Below are 19,020 nucleotides of genomic sequence, written 5' to 3'. Positions count from 1 at the left end.
CGCCCCTCGCCCCTGCCCCGGCCCCGGTCAGGCCGCGGCCGGGGTGAGGAGGTGGCGGCCCAGCCAGCCGACGACCTTGTCCACGAAGGCCACCCGGTTGGCCAGCCGCCGGACCTCGTGCCCCTCGTCGGGGAAGAGCAGGTAGTCGCACGGCACCCCCAGCGCCCGCGCCGCCTCGACGGCCTGCTCGGCCTGGTGGACGGGCACGTTGGTGTCCTGGGCGCCGTGCACCACCAGCAGCGGGACGCTCAGCCGGTCGAAGCGCCGCAGTGGCGACAGCGCCCGCAGCAGGTCGCGGTCGGTCTCGGGGTGGCCGTACTCGCCGACGGCCGCCGCGGCGATCCACGGCTCGGTACGCGCATAGAAGCTCTCGAAATCGGATATGCCGCACACATCGATACCTGTGCGGAAAAGTCCGGGATGGTGGACGAGGGAGGCGAGGGTCAGGTAGCCCCCGTAGGACCACCCCATGCAGGCGAGCCGCCCCGGGTCCGCCACGCCCAGCCGTACCAGCTCGGCGGCGCAGTCCGCCACGTCCTCGACCGCCCGGAACCGCAGCCCGCGATCGTCCGCCTCCCGGAAGGCGCGGCCGAAGCCGCCCGAGCCGCGCACGTTGGGCGCGAGCACCCCGATCCCGGCGGCCAGCAGACTCTGGTAGAGCGGGTTGAACGTGGGCCGCTCCTGGTCCTCCGGCCCACCGTGCAGGTACACCAGGTAGGGGGCCGGCGCGACAGCGCCCGGCGGGCGGTAGAGCCAGGCCGACAGCTCCAGCCCGTCGCGGGCCCGCAGGCGCACCGGCTCCGCCCGTGCCGCGCCCGGCAGCGGCTCCATGCCCGCGACCCGCTCGTAGCGGCCGCTGCCGAGGTCGCACAGCAGGACGTGCGACGGGTGGGCGGGCGACTCGGCCGCGAGGGCGGCGACGCTGCCGTCCAGGCTCACCCGGATCGAGGTGACGACGTCGGCGGGCGGGGGCGGCAGCGGCGTGACGGCCCTCGTCGCCATGTCGAGCAGGTCCAGCTCGGAGCGGCCGGCCACGTTCCACAGCAGGACCGCGCGCCGCCCGTCCGCGGCCAGCGCGAACTGGTCCAGGTCGGCGTCCGCGCGCTCGGCGAGCACGGCCGGCGCGCCGTCCCGGGGCACGGCCACCAGCGCCGCGCGGTCGCGCCCCACGTCGGACAGCAGGTAGGCGGTCGCGCCGTCGGGAGACAGGATGCCGTAGTCGGTGGAGCCGGCCGGCCCCGCCAACAGCTCCCGCTCCCCGCTCGCGCCCCTGCCCGCCGCCTCGCTCGCGCCCCTGCCCGCCGCCTCGCTCGCGCCCCTGCCCGCTGTCCCGCTCACCGCCCTGCCCGCGGCACCGGGCGGGAGGCCGCCCGCCCGGCTGCGGGCCAGCGCCATCCGGCGGGCCCCGCGCGGTCCCCGGCGCAGCAGCAGGGTGGCGTGGTCCCGGCTGACGGCGACGGGCCGCAGCAGCTCGCCTCCCGCGACGACCTGGCGACCGCCCGTGGCCGCGTCGACCAGCACGGCGTCGGTCCATCCCGAAACGGACGTCTCGGCGACCAGCAGCGCCTCGCCGCGCCCCGTCCAGCGGACGAACACCGCCGACCCGCCCTCGGGCGCCGCCAGCGGGCGCAGCCCGCCGCCGTCGGCCTGGACGGTCCACACCTGCGTGTGCTCGCCCCCTCCCGGCGCGACCAGCACGGCCAGCCGCTCGCCGGTGGGCGCCCAGCTCACGTCGGCCACCGGCTCCGGCCCGGTGTCGAGCGGACGGGCCGGCGCGCCGCCGCGCAACGGCCGGATCCAGGCGCGGGGCGAGCCGTCCTGGTCGCCGACGAAGGCGACCGCCCCGAGATCCGGGGCGAGGGCGGGAGCCCGGCAGCTCCACGCGGTCAGCGCGGCGTCCGGCCGCGCCCGTACGAGGGGATCGGCGGGGGACGCGGCCATCAGACTCCCTGGGTCTGCAGCCACAGTTCGAGCAGCCCGAGCTGCCACAGGGTGTTGACGCCCGTCGTGGCCCGGTCGCGGTCGGGGTCGGCGAGCAGCCCGGCGACGTAGGAGGGCTGGAACAGGCCGCGCGAGCGGGCGGCCGAGCTGGCGAGCGCGTCGCGGACGAGGTCGAGGAACGGCCCGTCGAGGTGGCGGATGGCGGGCACCGGGAAGTAGCCCTTGGGCCGGTCGATCACCTCGGCCGGCAGCAGCTTGCGCGCGGCGTCCTTCAGCACGCCCTTGCCTCCGTCGGCCAGCTTCAGCCCGCTCGGGCAGGCGGCCGCCAGCTCCACGAGGTCGTGGTCGAGGAACGGCGTGCGCGCCTCCAGGCCGTGGGCCATGGTCATGTTGTCCACCCGCTTGACCGGGTCGTCCACGAGCATGGCCGTGGTCTCCAGCCGCAGCACGGCGTCCAGCGCGGTGTCCGCGCCGGGCCTGGCCAGGTGCGCGCGGACGAAGTCGCCGCTGGCGTCGTGGCCGAGCAGGTACTCGGGGCACAGGATGCCGGCCAGCTCGTGGTGCGGCCGGTCGGCGAACTCGGCCAGGTAGGTCTCGGCGGCCCGCTCGCGCGGCACGTCCGCCAGCGGCGGGAACCAGCGGTAACCGGCGAACACCTCGTCGGCGCCCTGCCCCGACTGCACCACCTTGACGTGGCGGGCCACCTCCCGCGACAGCAGGTGGAAGGCGACGCAGTCATGGCTGACCATGGGCTCGCTCATCGCGCGCACCGCGTCCTCCAGGCCGGACAGCAGGTGGGCGTCGGGGATGCGGATGCGGTGGTGGTCGGTGCCGTACGTGCGCGCCATCAGGTCCGAGTAGGCGAACTCGTCGCCGCGCTCCCCTCCGGCCGGCTCGAACCCGATGCTGAACGTGGCCAGCCCCTCCTGCCCCTCCTCGGCCAGCAGGGCGAGGATCAGGCTGGAGTCCAGCCCGCCCGACAGCAGCACGCCGACCGGCACGTCGGCCACCATGCGCCGGCGCACCGCCGCCCGCAGCCCGTCCAGGACGGCCTGCCGCCATTCGTCGTCGTCCAGCCCGGCGTGCCCGGGCAGGGCCGTGCGGGTGTGGGCCGGGTCCCAGTAGCGCCGTTCGGTGCTCGTCCCGTCCGGCTCCACGGTCCGTACGGTGGCCGCCGGCAGCCGGCGCACCCCGGCGAGGATGGTCCGCTCGCCCGGCACCAGGGAGTGGAAGGTCATGTAGTGGTGCAGCGCCACCCGGTCGATGCCGGTGTCCACCCCGCCGCCGGCCAGCAGCGCGGGCAGGGTGGAGGCGAACCGCAGCCGCCGCCCGTCCTCGTCCAGGTAGAGCGGCTTGATGCCGAGCCGGTCGCGGCCCAGCGTGAGCCGGCCGGTGCGCTGCTCGTACACCGCGAAGGCGAACATGCCCTTGAAGTGCTCGACGCACCCGTCGCCCCACCGGTGGAACGCCTTGACCAGCACCTCGGTGTCGGAGGTGGAGCGGAACCGGTAGCCGGCCCGCCGCAGCTCGGCGCGCAGCTCGCGGTAGTTGTACAGGCACCCGTTGAACACCACCGTCAGCCCCAGCTCCTCGTCCACCATGGGCTGGGCCGCCTTCTCCGACAGGTCGATGATCTTCAGTCGGCGGTGCCCCAGGGCGACGGGCCCGGCCGACCACAGTCCCGAGCCGTCCGGCCCTCGCTCACGCATCGCCTCGGTCATCCGGTCCACGGCCCCGACGTCCGCCGCGGTCCCGTCGAACCTGATCTCGCCGCTCAGCCCGCACATACCTCTCCTTCGATCCTGATCTGATCCGTGTCATGCCGCCGGTCGGCGCGAGGTGGGGAAACCGGAACGCGTCTCGGCGAGCAGCAGGTCCACCACGTCGGCCAGGCGGCCCCGCCGCGCGTACGCCACCCGCTGCCGGCGGGCCGAGCTGCCCCGGCGCAGCGCCTCACGGGCCAGGCCGGAGACGAGCGTCCAGTCGCCGGCCTGCTCCAGTTGGGGCCGCAGGGCGTCCACCATCCGTCCGATCACCCGGCCGGGCCGGCCGGGCACGCCGAGTACGGGGTCGACGAGGGTGCCCTCCAGGCCGGCTCGCGCCGCCTGCCAGGTCGCCGCCCGCACCGCCTCCAGGCTCACCTCGCGGGCCGCCGCGCCGCACCGCTCCCGCCGTACGCACTCCAGCTCGCGTGCCACCATCGCCCGGAACAGGCCCGCGACGAGCACGATGTCGGCCACGCGCGGGCAGGAGTCGCAGATCCGCAGCTCCACGGTCGGGACGTGGGCGGACGGCCGGATGTCGAAGTAGATCATCCCGGAGTCGCCGATCACGCCCGACCGGATCAGCCCGGCGATCATCCGCTCGTACGCGGCCGCGGAGTCGTACCCGGCCATCGGCCCGGCGGTGGGCCAGCGCCGCCACACCATCGTGCGGTAGCTGGCGTACCCGGTGTCGGCGCCCAGCCAGTACGGGGAGCTGGCGCTGAGGGCGAGCAGCGGCGGCGCCCACGGTGCGAGCCGGTGCGCGACCAGGGTGGCCAGGTCGCGGTCGGCCAGCTCGACGTGGACGTGCGTGCCGCAGATGAGCTGCTCGCGGGTGAGGTGCTGGTAGTCGCGCAGCATCCGCGCGTAGCGGGGGCCGGCCGAGATCCGCGCCTGCCCGACGTCGGCGAGCGGCACGCTGCCGGCGGCGACGACGCCGAGGCCGAGTCCGGCGGCCCCGCCGATCAGCGTCTCGCGCAGCGCGCCCAGCTCGCGCGCCAGCTCGTCCAGGCAGAGGCACGGCCTGCTGTTGGACTCGACCGTGGAGCAGTGCAGCTCCTCGGTGAAGCTGTCCTTCGGGAGCAGGTTCAGCAGCGGTTCCGAGCGTGGCACGAGACGCCGGGTCCGGGCGTCGACGAGGTGGAACTCCTCCTCGACGCCCAACGTGCTCGGGGGCCCGGTCATGAGGACCGTCCCCGTCCCCGGCTTGACGGCATTCCGGGGAGCTGCCCGAAAAAGGTGGTTTTGCACCTTGTGGTGTTCGGCAGGCGTTCATGACCTGGGAAAAAGCCGTACGCATCCCGTTTGGAACCACGGGTGAGGGGAGGGTGAGGACAGGGAGGTTCGGGCCGCATCATGACTTCACAGCCACAGCACGCGCCCACGTTCACCGTCTCGCTCGCGCTGGTCGACGGCGTGGCCGTCGTCCGGGCCGGCGGCGAGCTCGACCTGGTCGCCGCGCCGGCGCTGCGCGAGCACCTGCGGGCCGCCGCGCGGCTGCCGTCGCAGCGGGTCGTCGTGGACCTGGCCGGTGTCTCGTTCTGCGACTCGGTCGGGATGAGCGAACTGGTCGTGGCGCTGAACCGCAGCCAGAACAGCGGCGGACGGCTGGTGCTCAGCGGCGTCCAGGGCAGCCTGGAGCGCCTGCTGTACCGAGCCGGGCTGCACAACCTCTTCGAACGGCACGCCACCTGGCAGGACGCCGTCCGCCAGGTGACGGCCGAGCGACCCTAGGAGCCGCCGGAGGAGGCCCCGGCCATGGACCGCTTCTCCTCGCGGGTGGCGATGAGGCCTGACGGCGCGAGGATCCGCGACTCCTCGAACGGCGCCTCGGTGCTCGGCAGCGGCTCCCGCGACCGGATCGCCTTCGCCCACACCCGGAAGGCGTCCAGCAGCACAACGATGATCAGCACCGCGAACAGCGCCGCGAGCACGCCGTCCACCGTGGAGTTGAGCACGATCTGCCGCATCGCCGCCTCGCTTTTGGCCGGCGCCAGGACCTGCCCCTGCTCCAGAGCGGTCTGGAAGCGCTCGCGCTGGGCGAAGAAGCCGAGGCCGGGGTCGGCCGAGAAGACCTTCTGCCAGCTCGCGGTCAGCGTGACCGCGACGTCCCAGGCCAGCGGCACCGCCGTCACCCACGCCCACTTCAGCCGGCCGCTCTTGATGAGCAGCGTGGTGGCCACCGTGAGGGCCACCGCGGCGAGGAGCTGGTTGGCGATGCCGAACAGCGGGAAGAGCTGGTTGATGCCGCCGAGCGGGTCGTTGACGCCCTGGTAGAGGAAGTAGCCCCAGGCCGCCACGACCACCGCGCTGGTCGCCACCAGGCCGGGCCACCAGCTCACCCGCCCGATCGGCTTCCACAGGTTGCCCAGCGTGTCCTGCAGCATGAACCGGCCGACCCGGGTGCCCGCGTCCACCGTGGTGAGGATGAACAGCGCCTCGAACATGATCGCGAAGTGGTACCAGAACGCCTGCAGCGCCGCCCCGCCGAGGAAGCCCGAGAAGATCTGCGAGATCCCCACGGCCAGCGTCGGCGCGCCGCCGGTGCGCGCCACCAGCGTCTCCTCCTGCACGGACCGGGCCGCCGCCTGGAGCTGCTCGGGGGTGATGACGAAGCCCATGTTGGTGACCGCCTCGGAGGCGGACTGCACGGTCGCCCCGACCACCCCCGCGGGGGAGTTCATCGCGAAGTAGAGGCCCGGGCTCAGCACCGACGCGGCGGTGATGGCCATCACGGCCACGAACGACTCCATCAGCATGGAGCCGTAGCCGATCAGCCGGACCTGCCGCTCCTTCTGGATCATCTTCGGGGTCGTGCCCGACGAGATCAGCGCGTGGAAGCCCGACAGCGCCCCGCACGCGATGATGATGAACACGAACGGGAACAGCGACCCCGCGAAGACCGGCCCGTCACCGCTGAAGGCGTACTTGGTGAAGGCGGTGGTCCGCAGCGGCGGCATCGTGACGAGCACGCCGACCGCGATCAGCGCGATCGTGCCGATCTTCATGAACGTGGACAGGTAGTCGCGCGGCGCCAGCAGCATCCACACGGGCAGCACCGCCGCGACGAACCCGTACGCGATGAGCCACAGCGCCAGCGCCGACGGGCTCAGCGTGAACACCGGCGCCCAGCTCGACTCCTGCACCCATCCGCCTGCCATGATCGCCAGGATCAGCAGCGCGACCCCGATCACGGTCGTCTCGACGACCCGGCCGGGCCGCAGTATCCGCAGGTAGAACCCCATGAACAGGGCGATCGGGATGGTCATCGCGATGGAGAAGACGCCCCACGGCGACTTGGCCAGGGCGCCCACGACGACCAGTGCCAGCACGGCCAGGAGGATGATCATGATGGCGAAGACGGCGATGAGCGCCGCCGCCCCGCCCACCGGCCCGATCTCCTCGCGGGCCATCTGGCCGAGGCTCCGGCCGTTGCGCCGCATGGAGAAGAACAGGATGACCATGTCCTGCACGGCCCCCGCGAAGATCACCCCGGCGACGATCCAGATGGTGCCGGGCAGGTAGCCCATCTGCGCCGCCAGCACCGGCCCGACCAGCGGCCCGGCCCCGGCGATGGCCGCGAAATGGTGGCCGAACAGGATGCGCCGGTCCGTCGGGTGGTAGTCGATGCCGTTGTTCAGCCGCTCGGCGGGGGTGGCGCGGCGGTCGTCGGCGCCCAGCACCCTGTGCAGGATGAACCGGGCGTAGAAGCGGTAGGCGATGGCGTACGAGCCGAGAGCGGCGGCGAGCAGCCACACCGCGTTGACGTTCTCGCCTCTCGACAGAGCGAGGACCGCCCACCCCGCCGCGCCGACGAGGGCGACAGCCGTCCAGATGATGATCGATCGGACGTTCACCGGTTACCTCCCGGGGTCTCCTCGCGCGACGGGACGGCCCAGGCAGCACCGCAGCCCGGCGTCCGGCGGCAGGTCGGTGGTGAACCGCCGCCAGCGCCACAGCGGGCGGCAGTCGACCGTGACCGGAAGCTCGACGAGGTGCACCCAGGCGACCGGGTGGGCGAACACCGGCTCCACGCCGAGGCGGCGGGCCCGCCGGGGCAGCCGAGACCGGCGCAGCGGCCTGACCGAGAACTCGCCGGCGTCGGCACAGCACAGGCCGGTGACGTGCCAGTCGAAGAAGACCACTTCGTCAGGGCGGAGCGCGGCGCGTGCGGCGCTCGTCAGTGTGATCCGGGACATCTGGCGCCCCTGGTCATCGGTCATCTTTCGGCTACTCGGCAGCTACCGGCGGCCGTACCCGCTGTCACGCCAGTGAAACGCCCTGTATGTCAATGAAAGTGGCATCGAACACATCAAGCTTGATCATCCAGACATGCGCGGCGCGTCCCTGGTACTTCTGGAGAGATCTTGCTCGCATCGATCACCACACGGGGAACCTCATGACCATGACGAAGCGCGGTATCCGCGCACTGACGCTCGCCACCGCGGTCGCCGCCGGCGCCTTCTCGTTCGCCGCCCCTGCCGCGGCGGCGCCCGCCGCGGCAGCCGCGCAGCCGACCGCGGCCGTCGCCGACGCGCAGGGGTACTGCCCGTTCGGCAGCGACGCCATCGCCAAGGAGAACATCAAGATCCGGACCGCGCCGAGGGTGGACGCCACGGCGCTCGGCCTCGTCCTGAGAAACCAGCACTTCACATGCCACCGCGGCCTGGACGGCGAGCGCTACACCCTCTGCTCCCAGACCTCCAAGGTGTGGCAGTACATCACCTACAACGGCATGACCGGCTACATCCCCAGCAGCTGCACCAGGCCCAGCCAGTAGGGCTCACCCGTCGCCGCGTACCTGCTCCAGGTACGCGGCGATGGCGTCGCGGTTGCGGGTCAGGCACGAGATGCGCTGCGTCATCCGGTCACGCTGGACCTCCAACGTGGCGATCATCTCCGGCGTCGCGTCGGAGAAGTGGATCACCCGCGGGCCGTCCAGGCAGGGCAGGATCTGTTTGATGATCCGCGTCGGCAGCCCGGCGTCCAGCAGGCCCCTGATCTGCAGCACCCGGTCCACCATGCGATCGTCGTACTCGCGGTAGCCGTTCGCGGCCCGGCAGGCGGCGATCAGCCCCTGCTCCTCGTAGTAGCGCAGCAGCCGCCGCGCCGTGCCGGTGCGCTCCGCCAGCTCGCCGATCCGCATGTGGCCCACCTCACTCCCTGCCGGGTTGACCTTCACATCGATGTGAAGGTTCGAGCATACGCGGCATGAGCAACGACACCCTCTCCGCCCCCGGCACCCGGGAGCTGCCCCTGGCCGCGCTGGCCGCGCTGACCACGGCCGCCTTCGTCACCGTCCTCACCGAGGCGCTGCCCGCCGGCGTCCTGCCCGCCATGAGCGGCGGCCTCGGCGTCAGCGAGTCCGCCACCGGCCAGCTCGTCACCGTCTACGCCGTCGGCACGGCGGTCTCGGCCATCCCGCTCACCGCCGCCACGGCCGGGTGGCCGCGCAAACGCCTCCTGCTCACCGGCGTGGCCGGGTTCGCCGTCGCCAACACGGTCACGGCCGTCTCGGCGCACTTCCCCCTGACGCTGGCCGCCAGGTTCGTCGCCGGCGTGGCCGCCGGCGTGATCTGGGCGCTGCTGGCCGGATACGCCCGCCGGCTGGCACCCGCCCACCTGCAGGGCAAGGCGATGGCGATCGTCATGGCGGGCATCCCGGCCGCCCTGTCGCTCGGCGTGCCGGCCGGCACCTACCTCGGCGGGGCGCTCGGCTGGCGCACGACCTTCTGGGTGATGACCGCCCTGGCCGTCGTCCTGCTCGGCTGGATCGCCGCACTCGTACCCGACCGGCCGGGCCTGCCGCGCGGCGAGCGGCCCGCGATCCTGCGCACCCTCGCCGTCCCCGGCGTGGCGGCCATCCTGCTCGTCACCTTCGTCTTCGTGCTGGCCCACACCGTCCTCTACACCTACATCGCCACGTTCCTCGACCACCTCGGCCTGGCCGCCGCCGTGGACCTCGTGCTCCTCGTCTTCGGCGTGGCCTCGCTGGCGAGCATCTGGATCACCGGCGCCCACATCGACCGGCGGCTGCGCGCCCTCACCATCGCCGGCACGCTCCTGGTCGGCGCGGCGGCCACGCTGCTCGCCCTCCCGACCGGCAACCTCGCGCTCGTCTGCGTCGCGGCCGCCCTCTGGGGCCTCGGCTGGGGCGGCATCCCCACCCTCCTGCAGACCGCCGCCGGCCACGCGGGCGGCTCCGCCGCCGACAGCGCCCAGGCCATGCTCGTCACGCTGTGGAACGCCGCCATGGCGGGCGGCGGAGTCGCCGGGGGTCTCCTCCTCGACCTGCACGGCCCCACGGCCTTCCCCTGGACCGTCCTGGTGCTCCTCCTCCCCGTCCTCGCCACGGTGGTCCTCGCCCGCACCCACGCGTTCCCCGCCGCGGTTGATCACCAGGCGCGCCGGCCGTAGAGTCCGGACGCACCCCCGTTCGGAGGCTGATACGCATGCGGAGAACCACCGTCGCCCTTGTCGCGGCGGCACTCGTGGCCGGTGGACTCGGCTGGACGGTCGCCGGACCGCCGGCCGCGTCCGGCTGCGACACGGCTGAGGAGGAACTCGTGCCGGTGCTCGCCGCCGAGCCCGTCCTCGCCGCCCACCTCACCGGCGCCGTCGAGCGCTCCCGCCACGGCGGCTGCCTCGCCGACGACCCCTTCCCGTACGCGGGCCGGTTCTACGAGTCCGGTGGCGACTACGCCGCCTTCTACGCGCGGGCGGCCGTACAGGAGGGCTGGCGGCCGTTCACCGCCGCACAGCGCACCTGCTACACCAAGATCGTCGGCGGCGTGACGGCGTTCCTGTCGGTGGCGGCGCACGAGGTGGACGGCGTACGCGGTTACGGCATCGACATCGCAGCCACCCACGAACCGCCCCCGGAGGACGGCGGACTCCTCTGCTGAGCCGGCATCGCAGCCGCCACCCGGGTCCGGGTGCCCGTTGCCGCTAGAGTCGCAGCCGTGACCGTCGCGCGATCCCTGCTGCTGTTCCTGGCCGCCGCGCTCGCCGAGATCGGCGGAGCCTGGCTGGTGTGGCAGGGGGTGAGAGAGCAGCGGGGGCTCGTGTGGATCGGAGCCGGCGTCATCGCGCTCGGCCTGTACGGGTTCGTCGCCACCTTCCAGCCAGACCCGCACTTCGGTCGCGTCCTGGCCGCCTACGGCGGGGTGTTCGTCGCCGGCTCCCTGCTGTGGGGCGTGCTGGTGGACGGGTTCCGGCCCGACCGCTGGGACGTCATCGGCGCGGTCGTCTGCATCCTCGGCGTCCTCGTCATCATGTACGCCCCGCGCGGGTAGGAGCCGGACCCCTGCCCGCGGCGGCGGCACGTGCCCGTCCGGCGGACCCGACCGGCGCCGCCCCCGCGCGCACGGGACTCAGGGGCACCTGCCCAGAAGACGCTCGGCGCTCTCGCCGGGCGTCTCTCCCTCCGTGTGGAGCACCGTGGTGACCAGCGTGCGCACCCCCGGATCATGCACCCACTCCCGCAGGAAGTCGTGCCCGTCACCGCTGACCCAGTCGGTCCCCTTGGCGGCGAGGCTGCGCCGACGCAGGATCTCGACGGACCGCTCCGGGTCGGCGCACGGCATCACCAGCACCACGTGCCGGGCGGGCCGCAGCGCCTCCCGTACCCGCCGGAGCAGCGCCGGCCGGGTGTAGTGGCTGTGTCCGGCTCCCAGGGCGACGACCGCGCCCGCGTGATCGGCCACCACGCGTGCCACGGCATGGGCCCGCGCCGGCTCCCACTCCCGCTCGGCCGCGACGCGGCCCACGGCCCCGATGCGGGCGCGCAGCCGTTCCATGCTCCAGCCCACCTCGCGGTAGTAGGGCTCGCCGAGCGCGTCCACGTCGGCGAAGTCCCGCCCGGTCGCCGCGGCCAGGCGCGCGCCGAGAGTGCTCTTCCCCGCCCCGGCGGGACCGACGAGGACCATCCACGCAGCCGCGTTCATCGGAAGAACGGTAGAACGCCGCGTCCGGCACGATCAAGAAGCCGAAGAAATGTTCACGACCGGCGTGACGTTGTCGGTGAGGAAGGCCGACGTGGATGGGACGGGCCACATGCTGATCGGAGAGTTGTCCCGGCGTACGGGCGTCAGCACGCGCTTGCTGCGTTACTACGAGGCGCAGGGACTGCTGGAGTCCAGCCGCGACACGAACGGATACCGCACCTACGACGAGGACGCCGTGGTGACGGTACGGAAGGTTCGCGCCCTGCTGAACGCGGGCCTGACCACCGAGGTGATCCGTGTGGTGCTGCCGTGCACGGTGGGCGACCAGCCCGAGTTCGACTGGTGCGCGGACCTGCGAGCCCTCATGGACCGGGAGCTGGAGGTCATGGACGAGCGCATCGACGGCCTCCGGCGTAGCCGCGGCACCCTGGCGGCCTACCTGGCACAGCCCGGAAACCACCCGTCCGGCAGGTGACCTGGCGGCGCCGGATCACGGCGACACGTCCGGCGCCTCCGCCGCCCGCCGCCGCCCTGCTGAGGCTCGGGCCAGCCATCTCGCCCCCCGGAGGCCGGCCCGCACCATGCCGAGGAGGAAGGCCACCTCGAACAGCGCCACGCACATGAGCACGGTGTCGTCGAGCACCTGCCCGCCGACCCACCCACTCGCCCATCCGCCCACGACAGGTGTGACGGCGCCGCCCAGGACGTACCCCACCAACGTCAGCGCCTCGCTGAACCCGGCTCGCATGACGTGATCGTAGGGCGCAGCCGCACCTAGCGCGGTCGCTGACCCGCTACGTCGGGCGGACCGCGACGCAGCTCATCCACCCGGACCCGCCGGAGCCGCTGTCGCTTCTGTACAAGACCTGAACGCCCGGTCCCGCGTAACCTCCCTTTCGCAGTCATCGGGCAAGTCAGGGAGCAGCACCATGGCGAAGATCATCGCGAACTTCTTCATCTCCGTGGACGGCGTGGTCGAATCGCCGGACCAGTGGCACTTTCCGTACTGGAACGACGAGATGGGCGCCGTGGTCGAGGCGGGCATGCGGAGCGCGGCGGCGATGCTGATGGGCCGCAAGCTGTACGACGAGTGGTCCGCGTACTGGACGACGACGGACGCCGACCAGGACATCGCCAGGTCCTTCAACGAGATCCGCAAGTACGTCGTCTCCAACACCCTGGAGAAGGCGGACTGGACCAACACCACCGTCATCTCCGGCGACGTCGCGGCCGGCGTGCGCGAACTCAAGGAGCGGATTGACGGCGACATCCAGATGTCCGGTTCCGCCACGACCGTGCGATGGCTGCTGGCCGACGGTCTCCTCGACGAGCTGAACCTGCTCGTCCACCCGATCGCCGTCGGGCACGGCCAACGGCTGTTCGAGGACACCCCGACCCATCCGCTGAAGCTGGTCAGGTCCGAGACGTTCCGGACCGGCGTGCTCAACCTGACCTACGTACCCGCGACCGCCTGACCAGGCTCCGGCTGGCTCGCCTCCACGCGGCCGGCCAGCCGCTCATAGCGTTGCCGCGCCGCCTGGGCGGTGCCGAGTCCCAGCCCGAAGGCGATCTCCTGCCAGGTGAGGCCACGGCCGCGCGCCATGAGCAGCAGCGAGGTCTCCACCTGCTCCATCTCGGCCCGCGCGAGCGGGACGAGGGTCAGCGCGGCGGTGATGTCGGCCTGGTCGACCTTCGGCTCGTCGTCCTCGTGCCGCGCCGTCCCGGCCGCGAGGAACGACACGAGCCGCACGGCCTCGTGCGCGCCGAGGACCTGGGGGTGGATCTGGCGGTCGCGCTGGTCCCGCGTCGCCGCGTGCCGCTCGGCGATGCGGGTGAGGGCCGCGTACGCGCGGTGCGCCCGCAGCTCGTCGGGGCTCGGCGGAACGAACGGATCTTCTGGCATGAAGTCCATCCTGGGCGTTTGAACGATCCGTTGTCAACGGATCGTTCAAATCGCTCGTATGGTCGCGCAGGTCCGCACAGGCGGCCGCGCCACCACAGGCGACATGAACCGACCTGCGGGGAAGCGGCGAAGCCGGAGGACGGATCGACCACCGGCGGACACGTCTCCGCGCCGCGTGCTTCCCCGCGGCGCGGCGGGCTCAGAGTTTGTACAGCTTCTTGAAGGGAGTCGGGATGCGTTCCTGCCGCGATCCGAAATCGACGACCACGGCCGCATCGTCCTCCACGACGGTGACGACTCCGAGGCCATACCGATCATGGGTCACCCGGTCGTTCACGCTGAACTGCTCGACGGGCGGCGCCGGAGGCGGCGGGCTGAAGGGACTGGTGGGCATGTGGCGGCGGGACGCGCCGCTAGCTGGCTTCATCCCCTCCAGTATGTGCCGCCCATGAGAACAGTCGCAACGGAGGGTCGGCAGAGCCACGTCACGAGTCTGATTGCGCACGGCTCTCCTCGCCCCTCCTTCGCCGGACCAACCAGGTGACCACCCACAGGGCCACGCCGATCGCCAGCAGCACGCCCGCGATCTCGTACTGGCCCGCCGGGCGCCCCGAGGACCAGGGCAGGACGAGATACAGGCAGGTGATCGCCCCGACCACGGGCAGGGCGCGGCCAGCCTGGAAGTGCCGCACCGCCACCTTGTCCTTGCGCAGGACGAGCACGGACACGTTGACGAACGCGAAGACAGCCAGCAGGAGCAGCGACGTCGTCCCGCCCAGCAACGCCACGACCGGGCTGTCGGGATTCATCGACAGCAGGGCGATCAGGCCGATGGCCAGGGCGGTGGTGAACAGGATCGACGTCCACGGCGTCCGCCGAGCAGGGTGGACCCTCGACAGGAAGTGCGGCAGCACCCCCTGCTTGCTCATCCCGTAGAGCAGCCGGCTCGCCATCAGCATGTTGATCAGCGCGGAGTTGCCGACGGCGAACATCGAGATGAACGGCAGGAGGTTCGTGATCGGGAAGTCGGGAGCCGCGGTCCGCACCACCTCGACGAGCGGCGTCTCGCTCGCGGAGAGCCGGCCGACCGGGACGACGGCGACGGCGCAGATGGACACGAGCACGTAGATCAGCCCCGTGATGCCGAGCCCGGTGAACATCATGCGCGGAAAGATCCGCACCGGATCCTTGGTCTCCTCGGCCATGTTGACCGAGTCCTCGAACCCGACCATCGCGAAGAAGGCCAGCGACGTGGCCGTGCTGACCGCCAGGAACACGCTCTTGTCCGCGGAGCTCTCGAAGGCGACGACCCGGGAGAAGTCCGCCTGCCCGCCGGCCATGAAGTACAGGCTGAACAGGATGACGAGCAGCAACCCCGAAAGCTCCACCACGGTGAGCACGACGTTGACCTTGACGCCCTCGCTGACGCCGCGCAGGTTGACGGCCAGGACCAGCAGCATGAACCCCACGGCGATCAGCAGGACCACGCCGTTCCCCGCGTCGAGGCCGAAGCCGGTGACGAGGTTCGCGGCGAAGGCCCGCGACGCCGCCGACGCCGAGGTGATCCCCGAGCACATGACGGCGAAGCACACGAGGAAGGTCAGGACATGCACCTGAAAGGCCTTGTGCACGTAGAGCGCGGCGCCGGCGGCCTGCGGATACTTGGTGACCAGTTCGAGGTACGAGCATGCCGTGATCAAGGCGACGACGAACGCCACGGCGAACGGCAGCCAGGCCGCGCCGCCGACCTCACCGGCGACCTCGCCGGTGAGGGCGTAGACCCCGGTGCCGAGAATGTCGCCGATGATGAACAGCAGCAGCAAACCCGGGCCCATCACCTGCTTCAGAGCGGGCTGCCCGCTGCCGGGCGCCTCGGATGGTCTGGTCTGGGTCATGGTCGTCCTCTCCTGAGATCGACCGGCGAGAGCCGGCGGGAGCAACCGCACTCGCTCCCGGACCGCCCGTCACGGTGCGGTGCGCCCGCCCCGCCGCACGCCATGGCTTCACCGTACGCCTGCACGGACCCGCTGTGACGGTGGCGTCTGCCAGGCTCTGCCCATGACGCACGACGGGCCTCCTGAGCTCACGCAGATCACCAGCCACGACGAGATGCCGCCCGAGCTGAGACGGGAGCTGATCGAGTGCTGGGTCACGGTGACCAACGCCGGAGGCGCGGCCGGCTTCCCCTTCCCGCCGGTCGACTTCGACCAGGTCGCCGTGGTGGCTGATCAGCTCATCGCCGACCTCACACCCCAACGCAGCCACCTCCTCCTGGCCCGCGTCGATGGGACGCTCGCCGGGTGGCTGAACGTGCGTAGCGACGCCAACCCGTTGATCGCTCATTGGGGCACGGTCCACCACGTCCAGACGCATCCCGGCTTCCGCGGCAAAGGCATCGGGGCCGCGCTGATGCGTCGTCTGCACCGCCTCGCACGCGAAGAGATGGGCCTCGAACAACTCCACCTCGCCGCCCGGGGCGGGTTGGGGCTCGAAAAGTTCTACGGGCGGCTGGGCTGGAAGGAGATCGGCCGGTGGCCTGGCGCGCTCCGGTTCGGACCAGGTGACGATCGCGACGAGATCCTGCTGGTGCTCGATCTCTGACTGCGTGGGCGGCGCGGACTGCAACGCAAATGCGGCCGAATACCGAAAGCTTCCGATCAGAGCCCGGGAAGGTATCGCTTGCCTGGGTTCAGGCGGTGGGCAACACTGCAGCGTGCATTCCGAAGAGCAACTGAAACAGGTGGAAGACGAGTTGCTGGGCCGTATCTACAGGGCATTACGCGACGGCGGCCTCGACGCCGAACCCGTCCTCGAACTGGCGTCCTTGCTGGAGGAGTGGGGGGAAAGCACTCCCACAACGCTAGAGATCATTGAACGCTCCGGTACCCATCTGACCATGGCCGACCTGACCCGCCTCGGCGAAAGTCTTCTCCGCGACGCTCACTTCGAGCCGAGCTTCGCCCTCGAACCCCGTCTCTGGACGACGCTGGAGCACGCATTGGAGGTCGTGAAGCGCGACGTTCGCGCCGGGGGGATCACCGTTACGCTTCGCTTGGTCACCCACGACTGGGACAGCAGAGGTCGCGCCTGGGTGGACTTTCAGGGTGGCTGTCACGGCAACGGCATCGACCCCATCGCGGGCAGCAGCGCTCAAGGTGCGCTCGGGGAAGTCGCTGATGCCGTGCAAGAAACGATCATGGGAATGATCTTGAAGGTCTGGCCCGTCTGCGCGATGCACAATCGCGGCCTGCACGCCGGATACGAGCATCAGATAGCCGTTTGGTGGTGCACCGGCGATGGGGCGCATACTGTTGCGCCAGTCGGTGAGCTGCCTTGATCACACACGGTGAATCACGTCACCTCGGCAGGAGATCTCCTCTCACCAGCTCAGCATCTTCGAACGACCGGTTGGGGCAGGCAACCGGTCCAGCAGGACCCGCGCGCCCAGCGGGACCAGGGCCACGCAGAGCAGGCCGGTGACCAGCACGTCCGGGATGGATGCGCCTTTCAGTACGCCCATCCAGGTGCCTCCTGCCAGCAGCAGCATCACGGCGCGGCCGGTGCCGAAGAGGCCTGAGCGCCAGCCGGCGACGGCCAGCAGGAGCGAGCCCGCGTACTGGCCGACCGAGGCCCAGACCGGGACCCGCCACGGCCCGTAGGAGATGTCGACGTACTCCTTCATGAGCGCATTCGTCGCCTGGTCCAGTCCGAGGACCTCGGTGAGCTGGAAGGCGGTCTGGTCGGCGCCGGCGAAGTACAGGCGGGAGGTAAGCCCCGCGACCAGCAGGGTGGCGCCCCAGAAGGCGAGGCCGCTCCCGACCCGCTGAGCCAGGGTGACGAAAGCGGGGAAGAGCAGCAGCGCCCCCAGGGCGAAGACCGCGTAGGCGAGGGTGAGGAGGGCGGGTTCTGAGGTGTATGCGAGGAGTTGGCCGTAGGCGGCGAAGGGCTGCGCCTCGGCCCATGCGTGCTGCTGAGGGGTGAGGGCGGTGGCTGTGCTCAGGTAGCGCAGCAGATATCCGGCGCACATGACCACCGGCCCCAAGATGAGCGTCACGCCGCCGATCCACCGTCCGGGAAAATATGTGTTCACGGGAGCGAGCCTGGCAAAGGCGAGCCGGGCAGATCATCTGCCGATCGTCAACCGGCATCCCTGCCGAAAGTCAGGTCACACATCTCGCCGGTGGCCGAGCGCCTTGGGAGATCACCTCTTCGTCCGCGGCCGCAAGCTCGGGTCGCGCGGCGGCCTGAACCGCCGCCCCCGACCCATTCAATAACAGTTCAGAATTGCTCACGCCGAGTCGCAGCTGTGCCGTCATGAGCGGGACACCCGGGTGCTTCCGCGGGTGCGTGGCGTATTCGAGTCTGCGATGGCTTTGCGCGAAAGGAACGCTTATATCAATGGCTCGGTCGCATGCTACCGTCGCAATGTGGCAGATCGGCTCCCCGTCTCCTCGGACACCGCACGTAATCGCCGTAGGGTCCTGTACGCGGACATCGTTGCCGTGTTCTTGCTTGTCGCGACCGGGGCTTTGTTTTTCGCAAGTCGGGAGCTGGCGACCTCCGGCCGCCTGTCAACACTGATGAACATGGTCTCGCAAGCATGTGCCGGCGGAGCGGCGCTTCTGTTGCTTGCCGGGCTTTCGCGCAGGTCGGGTTCTGGGTCGTCTTTGCTGAGGCCTGTCATCAGCGCACAGGAGACCTCTGAGCGGTTGACCGCGCAGCGCGTAGGAGAAACGCTCTACTGGAAGCTGTTGCTCCTCAGGCCGGCCGTCGGGATCATTGTTTTGCAGGCTGCTCTGATGGCCATATCCGCCGTCCTTCACCTCTGATCTCGCTTCCGGTCGACGTGGCTCGCTCGACGCCGCCTGCGCCGCACGGTCGCTTGGAATCCTTCGAGATCACGGCCTCTGAGCAGGGGACTCCGGCCTGTTCGGGATCTGGGCGGCTCGCCGCCGTCTGCTGGAGGATCCTCTCTCCCACCGGGACCTGTTCTCCAGGGTCGCCGTCGTGGGCACAGGGCTGGCCGTCGTCGGCGGGCTCGCGTATGCGGCGATCATCGGTCTGGTCGTCAGCCGGATGAGGCCTGGGTATCCCGGCCCGGTCGTCAGGGCCCTCGCCGCGTGCGGCCAGTGGTCGCTGACCTGCTATCTCCTCCAGTCAGTGATCTTCGTGGCGGTGTTCGCGCCGTACGCGGGAGGGCTCGGCGCACGTGTCGGCAACGCTGCGGCGTCCGGCATCGCCGTGGTCACCTGGCTGACCACCGTGGTGCTCGCCGCGCTTCTGTCGCCTGGCGGGCGACGGGGACCGGCCGAGGCGGCGCTGCGGCGGTTGACGTACGGTCGCTGCTGGCTCACGTGGTTCTGACGCCGTTCTGACGCCGCGGCCTGCGGGCCGACATCCGCCAACGTCGAAGATCTCTAACCAAACCAGCGACCCTCGGTCACAAGGAGACTCGCTGAGCTCTCGT

The 19,020-nt window shown here is 71.3% G+C and carries 23 protein-coding genes; 11 read left to right on the top strand and 12 right to left on the bottom strand.

All coding sequences use genetic code 11. From position 1 onward, the window contains the following. Positions 1–27 precede the first annotated feature (27 nt). From ACGF0J_RS27355 to ACGF0J_RS27345, 3 genes are read right to left on the bottom strand one after another with little or no spacing between them, the layout of a single operon-like run. Positions 28–1,941, bottom strand: a complete 1,914-nt coding sequence (locus tag ACGF0J_RS27355; protein ID WP_393150071.1) for a S9 family peptidase — start codon at positions 1,939–1,941, stop codon at positions 28–30. Continuing rightward, positions 1,941–3,728: an N-acetylglutaminylglutamine amidotransferase gene (locus tag ACGF0J_RS27350; RefSeq protein ID WP_393150069.1), complete on the bottom strand. Its 1,788-nt coding sequence runs from the start codon at positions 3,726–3,728 to the stop codon at positions 1,941–1,943. The genes ACGF0J_RS27355 and ACGF0J_RS27350 overlap by 1 nt, the downstream gene beginning before the upstream one ends. 30 nt (positions 3,729–3,758) lie before the next feature. Further along, on the bottom strand, positions 3,759–4,889 hold the full coding sequence (locus ACGF0J_RS27345; protein WP_393150067.1) for a glutamate--cysteine ligase: 1,131 nt from the start codon (positions 4,887–4,889) through the stop codon (positions 3,759–3,761). 171 nt (positions 4,890–5,060) lie between these two features. Here ACGF0J_RS27345 and ACGF0J_RS27340 point away from each other — a divergent pair, with 171 nt between their 5' ends. Further along, on the top strand, positions 5,061–5,438 hold the full coding sequence (locus ACGF0J_RS27340) for an STAS domain-containing protein (RefSeq protein ID WP_393150065.1): 378 nt from the start codon (positions 5,061–5,063) through the stop codon (positions 5,436–5,438). Here the strand turns inward: ACGF0J_RS27340 and ACGF0J_RS27335 are convergent. Then, entirely contained in the window at positions 5,435–7,561 is a 2,127-nt protein-coding gene (locus ACGF0J_RS27335; RefSeq protein WP_393150063.1) for a carbon starvation CstA family protein, read from the bottom strand. The genes ACGF0J_RS27340 and ACGF0J_RS27335 overlap by 4 nt on opposite strands. Positions 7,562–7,564: 3 nt before the next feature. Next, positions 7,565–7,903 (bottom strand): hypothetical protein, encoded by a 339-nt coding sequence (locus tag ACGF0J_RS27330; protein ID WP_393150061.1) that lies wholly within the window; start codon positions 7,901–7,903, stop codon positions 7,565–7,567. A 206-nt stretch (positions 7,904–8,109) separates the two neighbouring features. Between ACGF0J_RS27330 and ACGF0J_RS27325 the strand changes: the two genes are divergently transcribed. Next, a complete protein-coding gene (locus ACGF0J_RS27325; RefSeq protein ID WP_393150059.1) occupies positions 8,110–8,484 on the top strand; it encodes a hypothetical protein in 375 nt (124 codons plus the stop codon). A gap of 3 nt (positions 8,485–8,487) precedes the next feature. Here the strand turns inward: ACGF0J_RS27325 and ACGF0J_RS27320 are convergent, their stop codons facing one another. Continuing rightward, positions 8,488–8,850: a MerR family transcriptional regulator gene (locus ACGF0J_RS27320; RefSeq protein ID WP_393150057.1), complete on the bottom strand. Its 363-nt coding sequence runs from the start codon at positions 8,848–8,850 to the stop codon at positions 8,488–8,490. 65 nt (positions 8,851–8,915) lie between these two features. Between ACGF0J_RS27320 and ACGF0J_RS27315 the strand changes: the two genes are divergently transcribed. The 3 genes from ACGF0J_RS27315 to ACGF0J_RS27305 are packed head-to-tail and all read left to right on the top strand — an operon-like array spanning position 8,916 to position 10,999. Beyond that, entirely contained in the window at positions 8,916–10,121 is a 1,206-nt protein-coding gene (locus ACGF0J_RS27315) for an MFS transporter (protein ID WP_393150055.1), read from the top strand. A 35-nt stretch (positions 10,122–10,156) separates the two neighbouring features. Beyond that, positions 10,157–10,609 (top strand): hypothetical protein, encoded by a 453-nt coding sequence (locus tag ACGF0J_RS27310; protein ID WP_393150053.1) that lies wholly within the window; start codon positions 10,157–10,159, stop codon positions 10,607–10,609. Between the two features lie 57 nt (positions 10,610–10,666). Then, complete coding sequence (locus tag ACGF0J_RS27305; protein ID WP_393150051.1) at positions 10,667–10,999, top strand: YnfA family protein; 333 nt, start codon at positions 10,667–10,669, stop codon at positions 10,997–10,999. A 78-nt stretch (positions 11,000–11,077) separates the two neighbouring features. Here ACGF0J_RS27305 and ACGF0J_RS27300 read toward each other — a convergent pair whose 3' ends face one another. After that, positions 11,078–11,650 carry a shikimate kinase gene (locus ACGF0J_RS27300; RefSeq protein ID WP_393150049.1) on the bottom strand — a complete coding sequence of 191 codons (573 nt, stop codon included), beginning with the start codon at positions 11,648–11,650 and terminating at the stop codon, positions 11,078–11,080. A gap of 49 nt (positions 11,651–11,699) precedes the next feature. Here ACGF0J_RS27300 and ACGF0J_RS27295 point away from each other — a divergent pair, with 49 nt between their 5' ends. Continuing rightward, entirely contained in the window at positions 11,700–12,125 is a 426-nt protein-coding gene (locus ACGF0J_RS27295) for a MerR family transcriptional regulator (protein ID WP_393150047.1), read from the top strand. 15 nt (positions 12,126–12,140) lie between these two features. Here the strand turns inward: ACGF0J_RS27295 and ACGF0J_RS27290 are convergent, their stop codons facing one another. Next, positions 12,141–12,398 carry a hypothetical protein gene (locus ACGF0J_RS27290; protein WP_393150045.1) on the bottom strand — a complete coding sequence of 86 codons (258 nt, stop codon included), beginning with the start codon at positions 12,396–12,398 and terminating at the stop codon, positions 12,141–12,143. 181 nt (positions 12,399–12,579) lie between these two features. Between ACGF0J_RS27290 and ACGF0J_RS27285 the strand changes: the two genes are divergently transcribed. Continuing rightward, a complete protein-coding gene (locus ACGF0J_RS27285) occupies positions 12,580–13,125 on the top strand; it encodes a dihydrofolate reductase family protein (protein WP_393150043.1) in 546 nt (181 codons plus the stop codon). Here the strand turns inward: ACGF0J_RS27285 and ACGF0J_RS27280 are convergent. The 3 genes from ACGF0J_RS27280 to ACGF0J_RS27270 form a co-directional block, all read right to left on the bottom strand. Further along, entirely contained in the window at positions 13,104–13,553 is a 450-nt protein-coding gene (locus tag ACGF0J_RS27280) for a DNA-binding protein (RefSeq protein ID WP_393150041.1), read from the bottom strand. The genes ACGF0J_RS27285 and ACGF0J_RS27280 overlap by 22 nt on opposite strands. A gap of 199 nt (positions 13,554–13,752) precedes the next feature. After that, entirely contained in the window at positions 13,753–13,980 is a 228-nt protein-coding gene (locus ACGF0J_RS27275; protein ID WP_393150039.1) for a hypothetical protein, read from the bottom strand. A 58-nt stretch (positions 13,981–14,038) separates the two neighbouring features. Next, the gene (locus ACGF0J_RS27270; RefSeq protein ID WP_393150037.1) at positions 14,039–15,448 is read right to left on the bottom strand and encodes an APC family permease; all 1,410 of its coding nucleotides are present in this window, start codon (positions 15,446–15,448) and stop codon (positions 14,039–14,041) included. 163 nt (positions 15,449–15,611) lie between these two features. Between ACGF0J_RS27270 and ACGF0J_RS27265 the strand changes: the two genes are divergently transcribed. After that, on the top strand, positions 15,612–16,154 hold the full coding sequence (locus tag ACGF0J_RS27265) for a GNAT family N-acetyltransferase (protein ID WP_393150035.1): 543 nt from the start codon (positions 15,612–15,614) through the stop codon (positions 16,152–16,154). Between the two features lie 112 nt (positions 16,155–16,266). Next, positions 16,267–16,890 (top strand): hypothetical protein, encoded by a 624-nt coding sequence (locus ACGF0J_RS27260; protein WP_393150033.1) that lies wholly within the window; start codon positions 16,267–16,269, stop codon positions 16,888–16,890. Between the two features lie 42 nt (positions 16,891–16,932). Here ACGF0J_RS27260 and ACGF0J_RS27255 read toward each other — a convergent pair whose 3' ends face one another. After that, entirely contained in the window at positions 16,933–17,607 is a 675-nt protein-coding gene (locus ACGF0J_RS27255) for a hypothetical protein (RefSeq protein ID WP_393150031.1), read from the bottom strand. Between the two features lie 373 nt (positions 17,608–17,980). Between ACGF0J_RS27255 and ACGF0J_RS27250 the strand changes: the two genes are divergently transcribed. Then, on the top strand, positions 17,981–18,382 hold the full coding sequence (locus tag ACGF0J_RS27250) for a hypothetical protein (RefSeq protein ID WP_393150029.1): 402 nt from the start codon (positions 17,981–17,983) through the stop codon (positions 18,380–18,382). Positions 18,383–18,560: 178 nt separating this feature from the next. Then, positions 18,561–18,917, top strand: coding sequence for a DUF418 domain-containing protein (locus tag ACGF0J_RS27245; RefSeq protein WP_393150027.1), 357 nt, complete (start codon positions 18,561–18,563; stop codon positions 18,915–18,917). The last annotated feature ends 103 nt before the right edge of the window (positions 18,918–19,020 follow it).

Origin of the sequence: Nonomuraea sp. NPDC047897, from assembly GCF_043204415.1 — a bacterium.
Lineage (GTDB): Bacteria > Actinomycetota > Actinomycetes > Streptosporangiales > Streptosporangiaceae > Nonomuraea.
Note: the sequence above shows the minus strand (reverse complement) of the source record. Positions and strands in the feature narration are given on the sequence as shown.

Excerpts from the sequence above, each read along its gene's own strand:
- ACGF0J_RS27355 (WP_393150071.1), bottom strand. The coding sequence starts at position 1,941 with ATGGCCGCGTCCCCCGCCGATCCCCTCGTACGGGCGCGGCCGGACGCC.
- ACGF0J_RS27350 (WP_393150069.1), bottom strand. The coding sequence starts at position 3,728 with ATGTGCGGGCTGAGCGGCGAGATCAGGTTCGACGGGACCGCGGCGGAC.
- ACGF0J_RS27345 (WP_393150067.1), bottom strand. The coding sequence starts at position 4,889 with ATGACCGGGCCCCCGAGCACGTTGGGCGTCGAGGAGGAGTTCCACCTC.
- ACGF0J_RS27340 (WP_393150065.1), top strand. The coding sequence starts at position 5,061 with ATGACTTCACAGCCACAGCACGCGCCCACGTTCACCGTCTCGCTCGCG.
- ACGF0J_RS27330 (WP_393150061.1), bottom strand. The coding sequence starts at position 7,903 with ATGTCCCGGATCACACTGACGAGCGCCGCACGCGCCGCGCTCCGCCCT.
- ACGF0J_RS27325 (WP_393150059.1), top strand. The coding sequence starts at position 8,110 with ATGACGAAGCGCGGTATCCGCGCACTGACGCTCGCCACCGCGGTCGCC.
- ACGF0J_RS27320 (WP_393150057.1), bottom strand. The coding sequence starts at position 8,850 with ATGCGGATCGGCGAGCTGGCGGAGCGCACCGGCACGGCGCGGCGGCTG.
- ACGF0J_RS27315 (WP_393150055.1), top strand. The coding sequence starts at position 8,916 with ATGAGCAACGACACCCTCTCCGCCCCCGGCACCCGGGAGCTGCCCCTG.
- ACGF0J_RS27310 (WP_393150053.1), top strand. The coding sequence starts at position 10,157 with ATGCGGAGAACCACCGTCGCCCTTGTCGCGGCGGCACTCGTGGCCGGT.
- ACGF0J_RS27300 (WP_393150049.1), bottom strand. The coding sequence starts at position 11,650 with ATGAACGCGGCTGCGTGGATGGTCCTCGTCGGTCCCGCCGGGGCGGGG.
- ACGF0J_RS27295 (WP_393150047.1), top strand. The coding sequence starts at position 11,700 with ATGTTCACGACCGGCGTGACGTTGTCGGTGAGGAAGGCCGACGTGGAT.
- ACGF0J_RS27290 (WP_393150045.1), bottom strand. The coding sequence starts at position 12,398 with ATGCGAGCCGGGTTCAGCGAGGCGCTGACGTTGGTGGGGTACGTCCTG.
- ACGF0J_RS27285 (WP_393150043.1), top strand. The coding sequence starts at position 12,580 with ATGGCGAAGATCATCGCGAACTTCTTCATCTCCGTGGACGGCGTGGTC.
- ACGF0J_RS27280 (WP_393150041.1), bottom strand. The coding sequence starts at position 13,553 with ATGCCAGAAGATCCGTTCGTTCCGCCGAGCCCCGACGAGCTGCGGGCG.
- ACGF0J_RS27275 (WP_393150039.1), bottom strand. The coding sequence starts at position 13,980 with ATGAAGCCAGCTAGCGGCGCGTCCCGCCGCCACATGCCCACCAGTCCC.
- ACGF0J_RS27270 (WP_393150037.1), bottom strand. The coding sequence starts at position 15,448 with ATGACCCAGACCAGACCATCCGAGGCGCCCGGCAGCGGGCAGCCCGCT.
- ACGF0J_RS27265 (WP_393150035.1), top strand. The coding sequence starts at position 15,612 with ATGACGCACGACGGGCCTCCTGAGCTCACGCAGATCACCAGCCACGAC.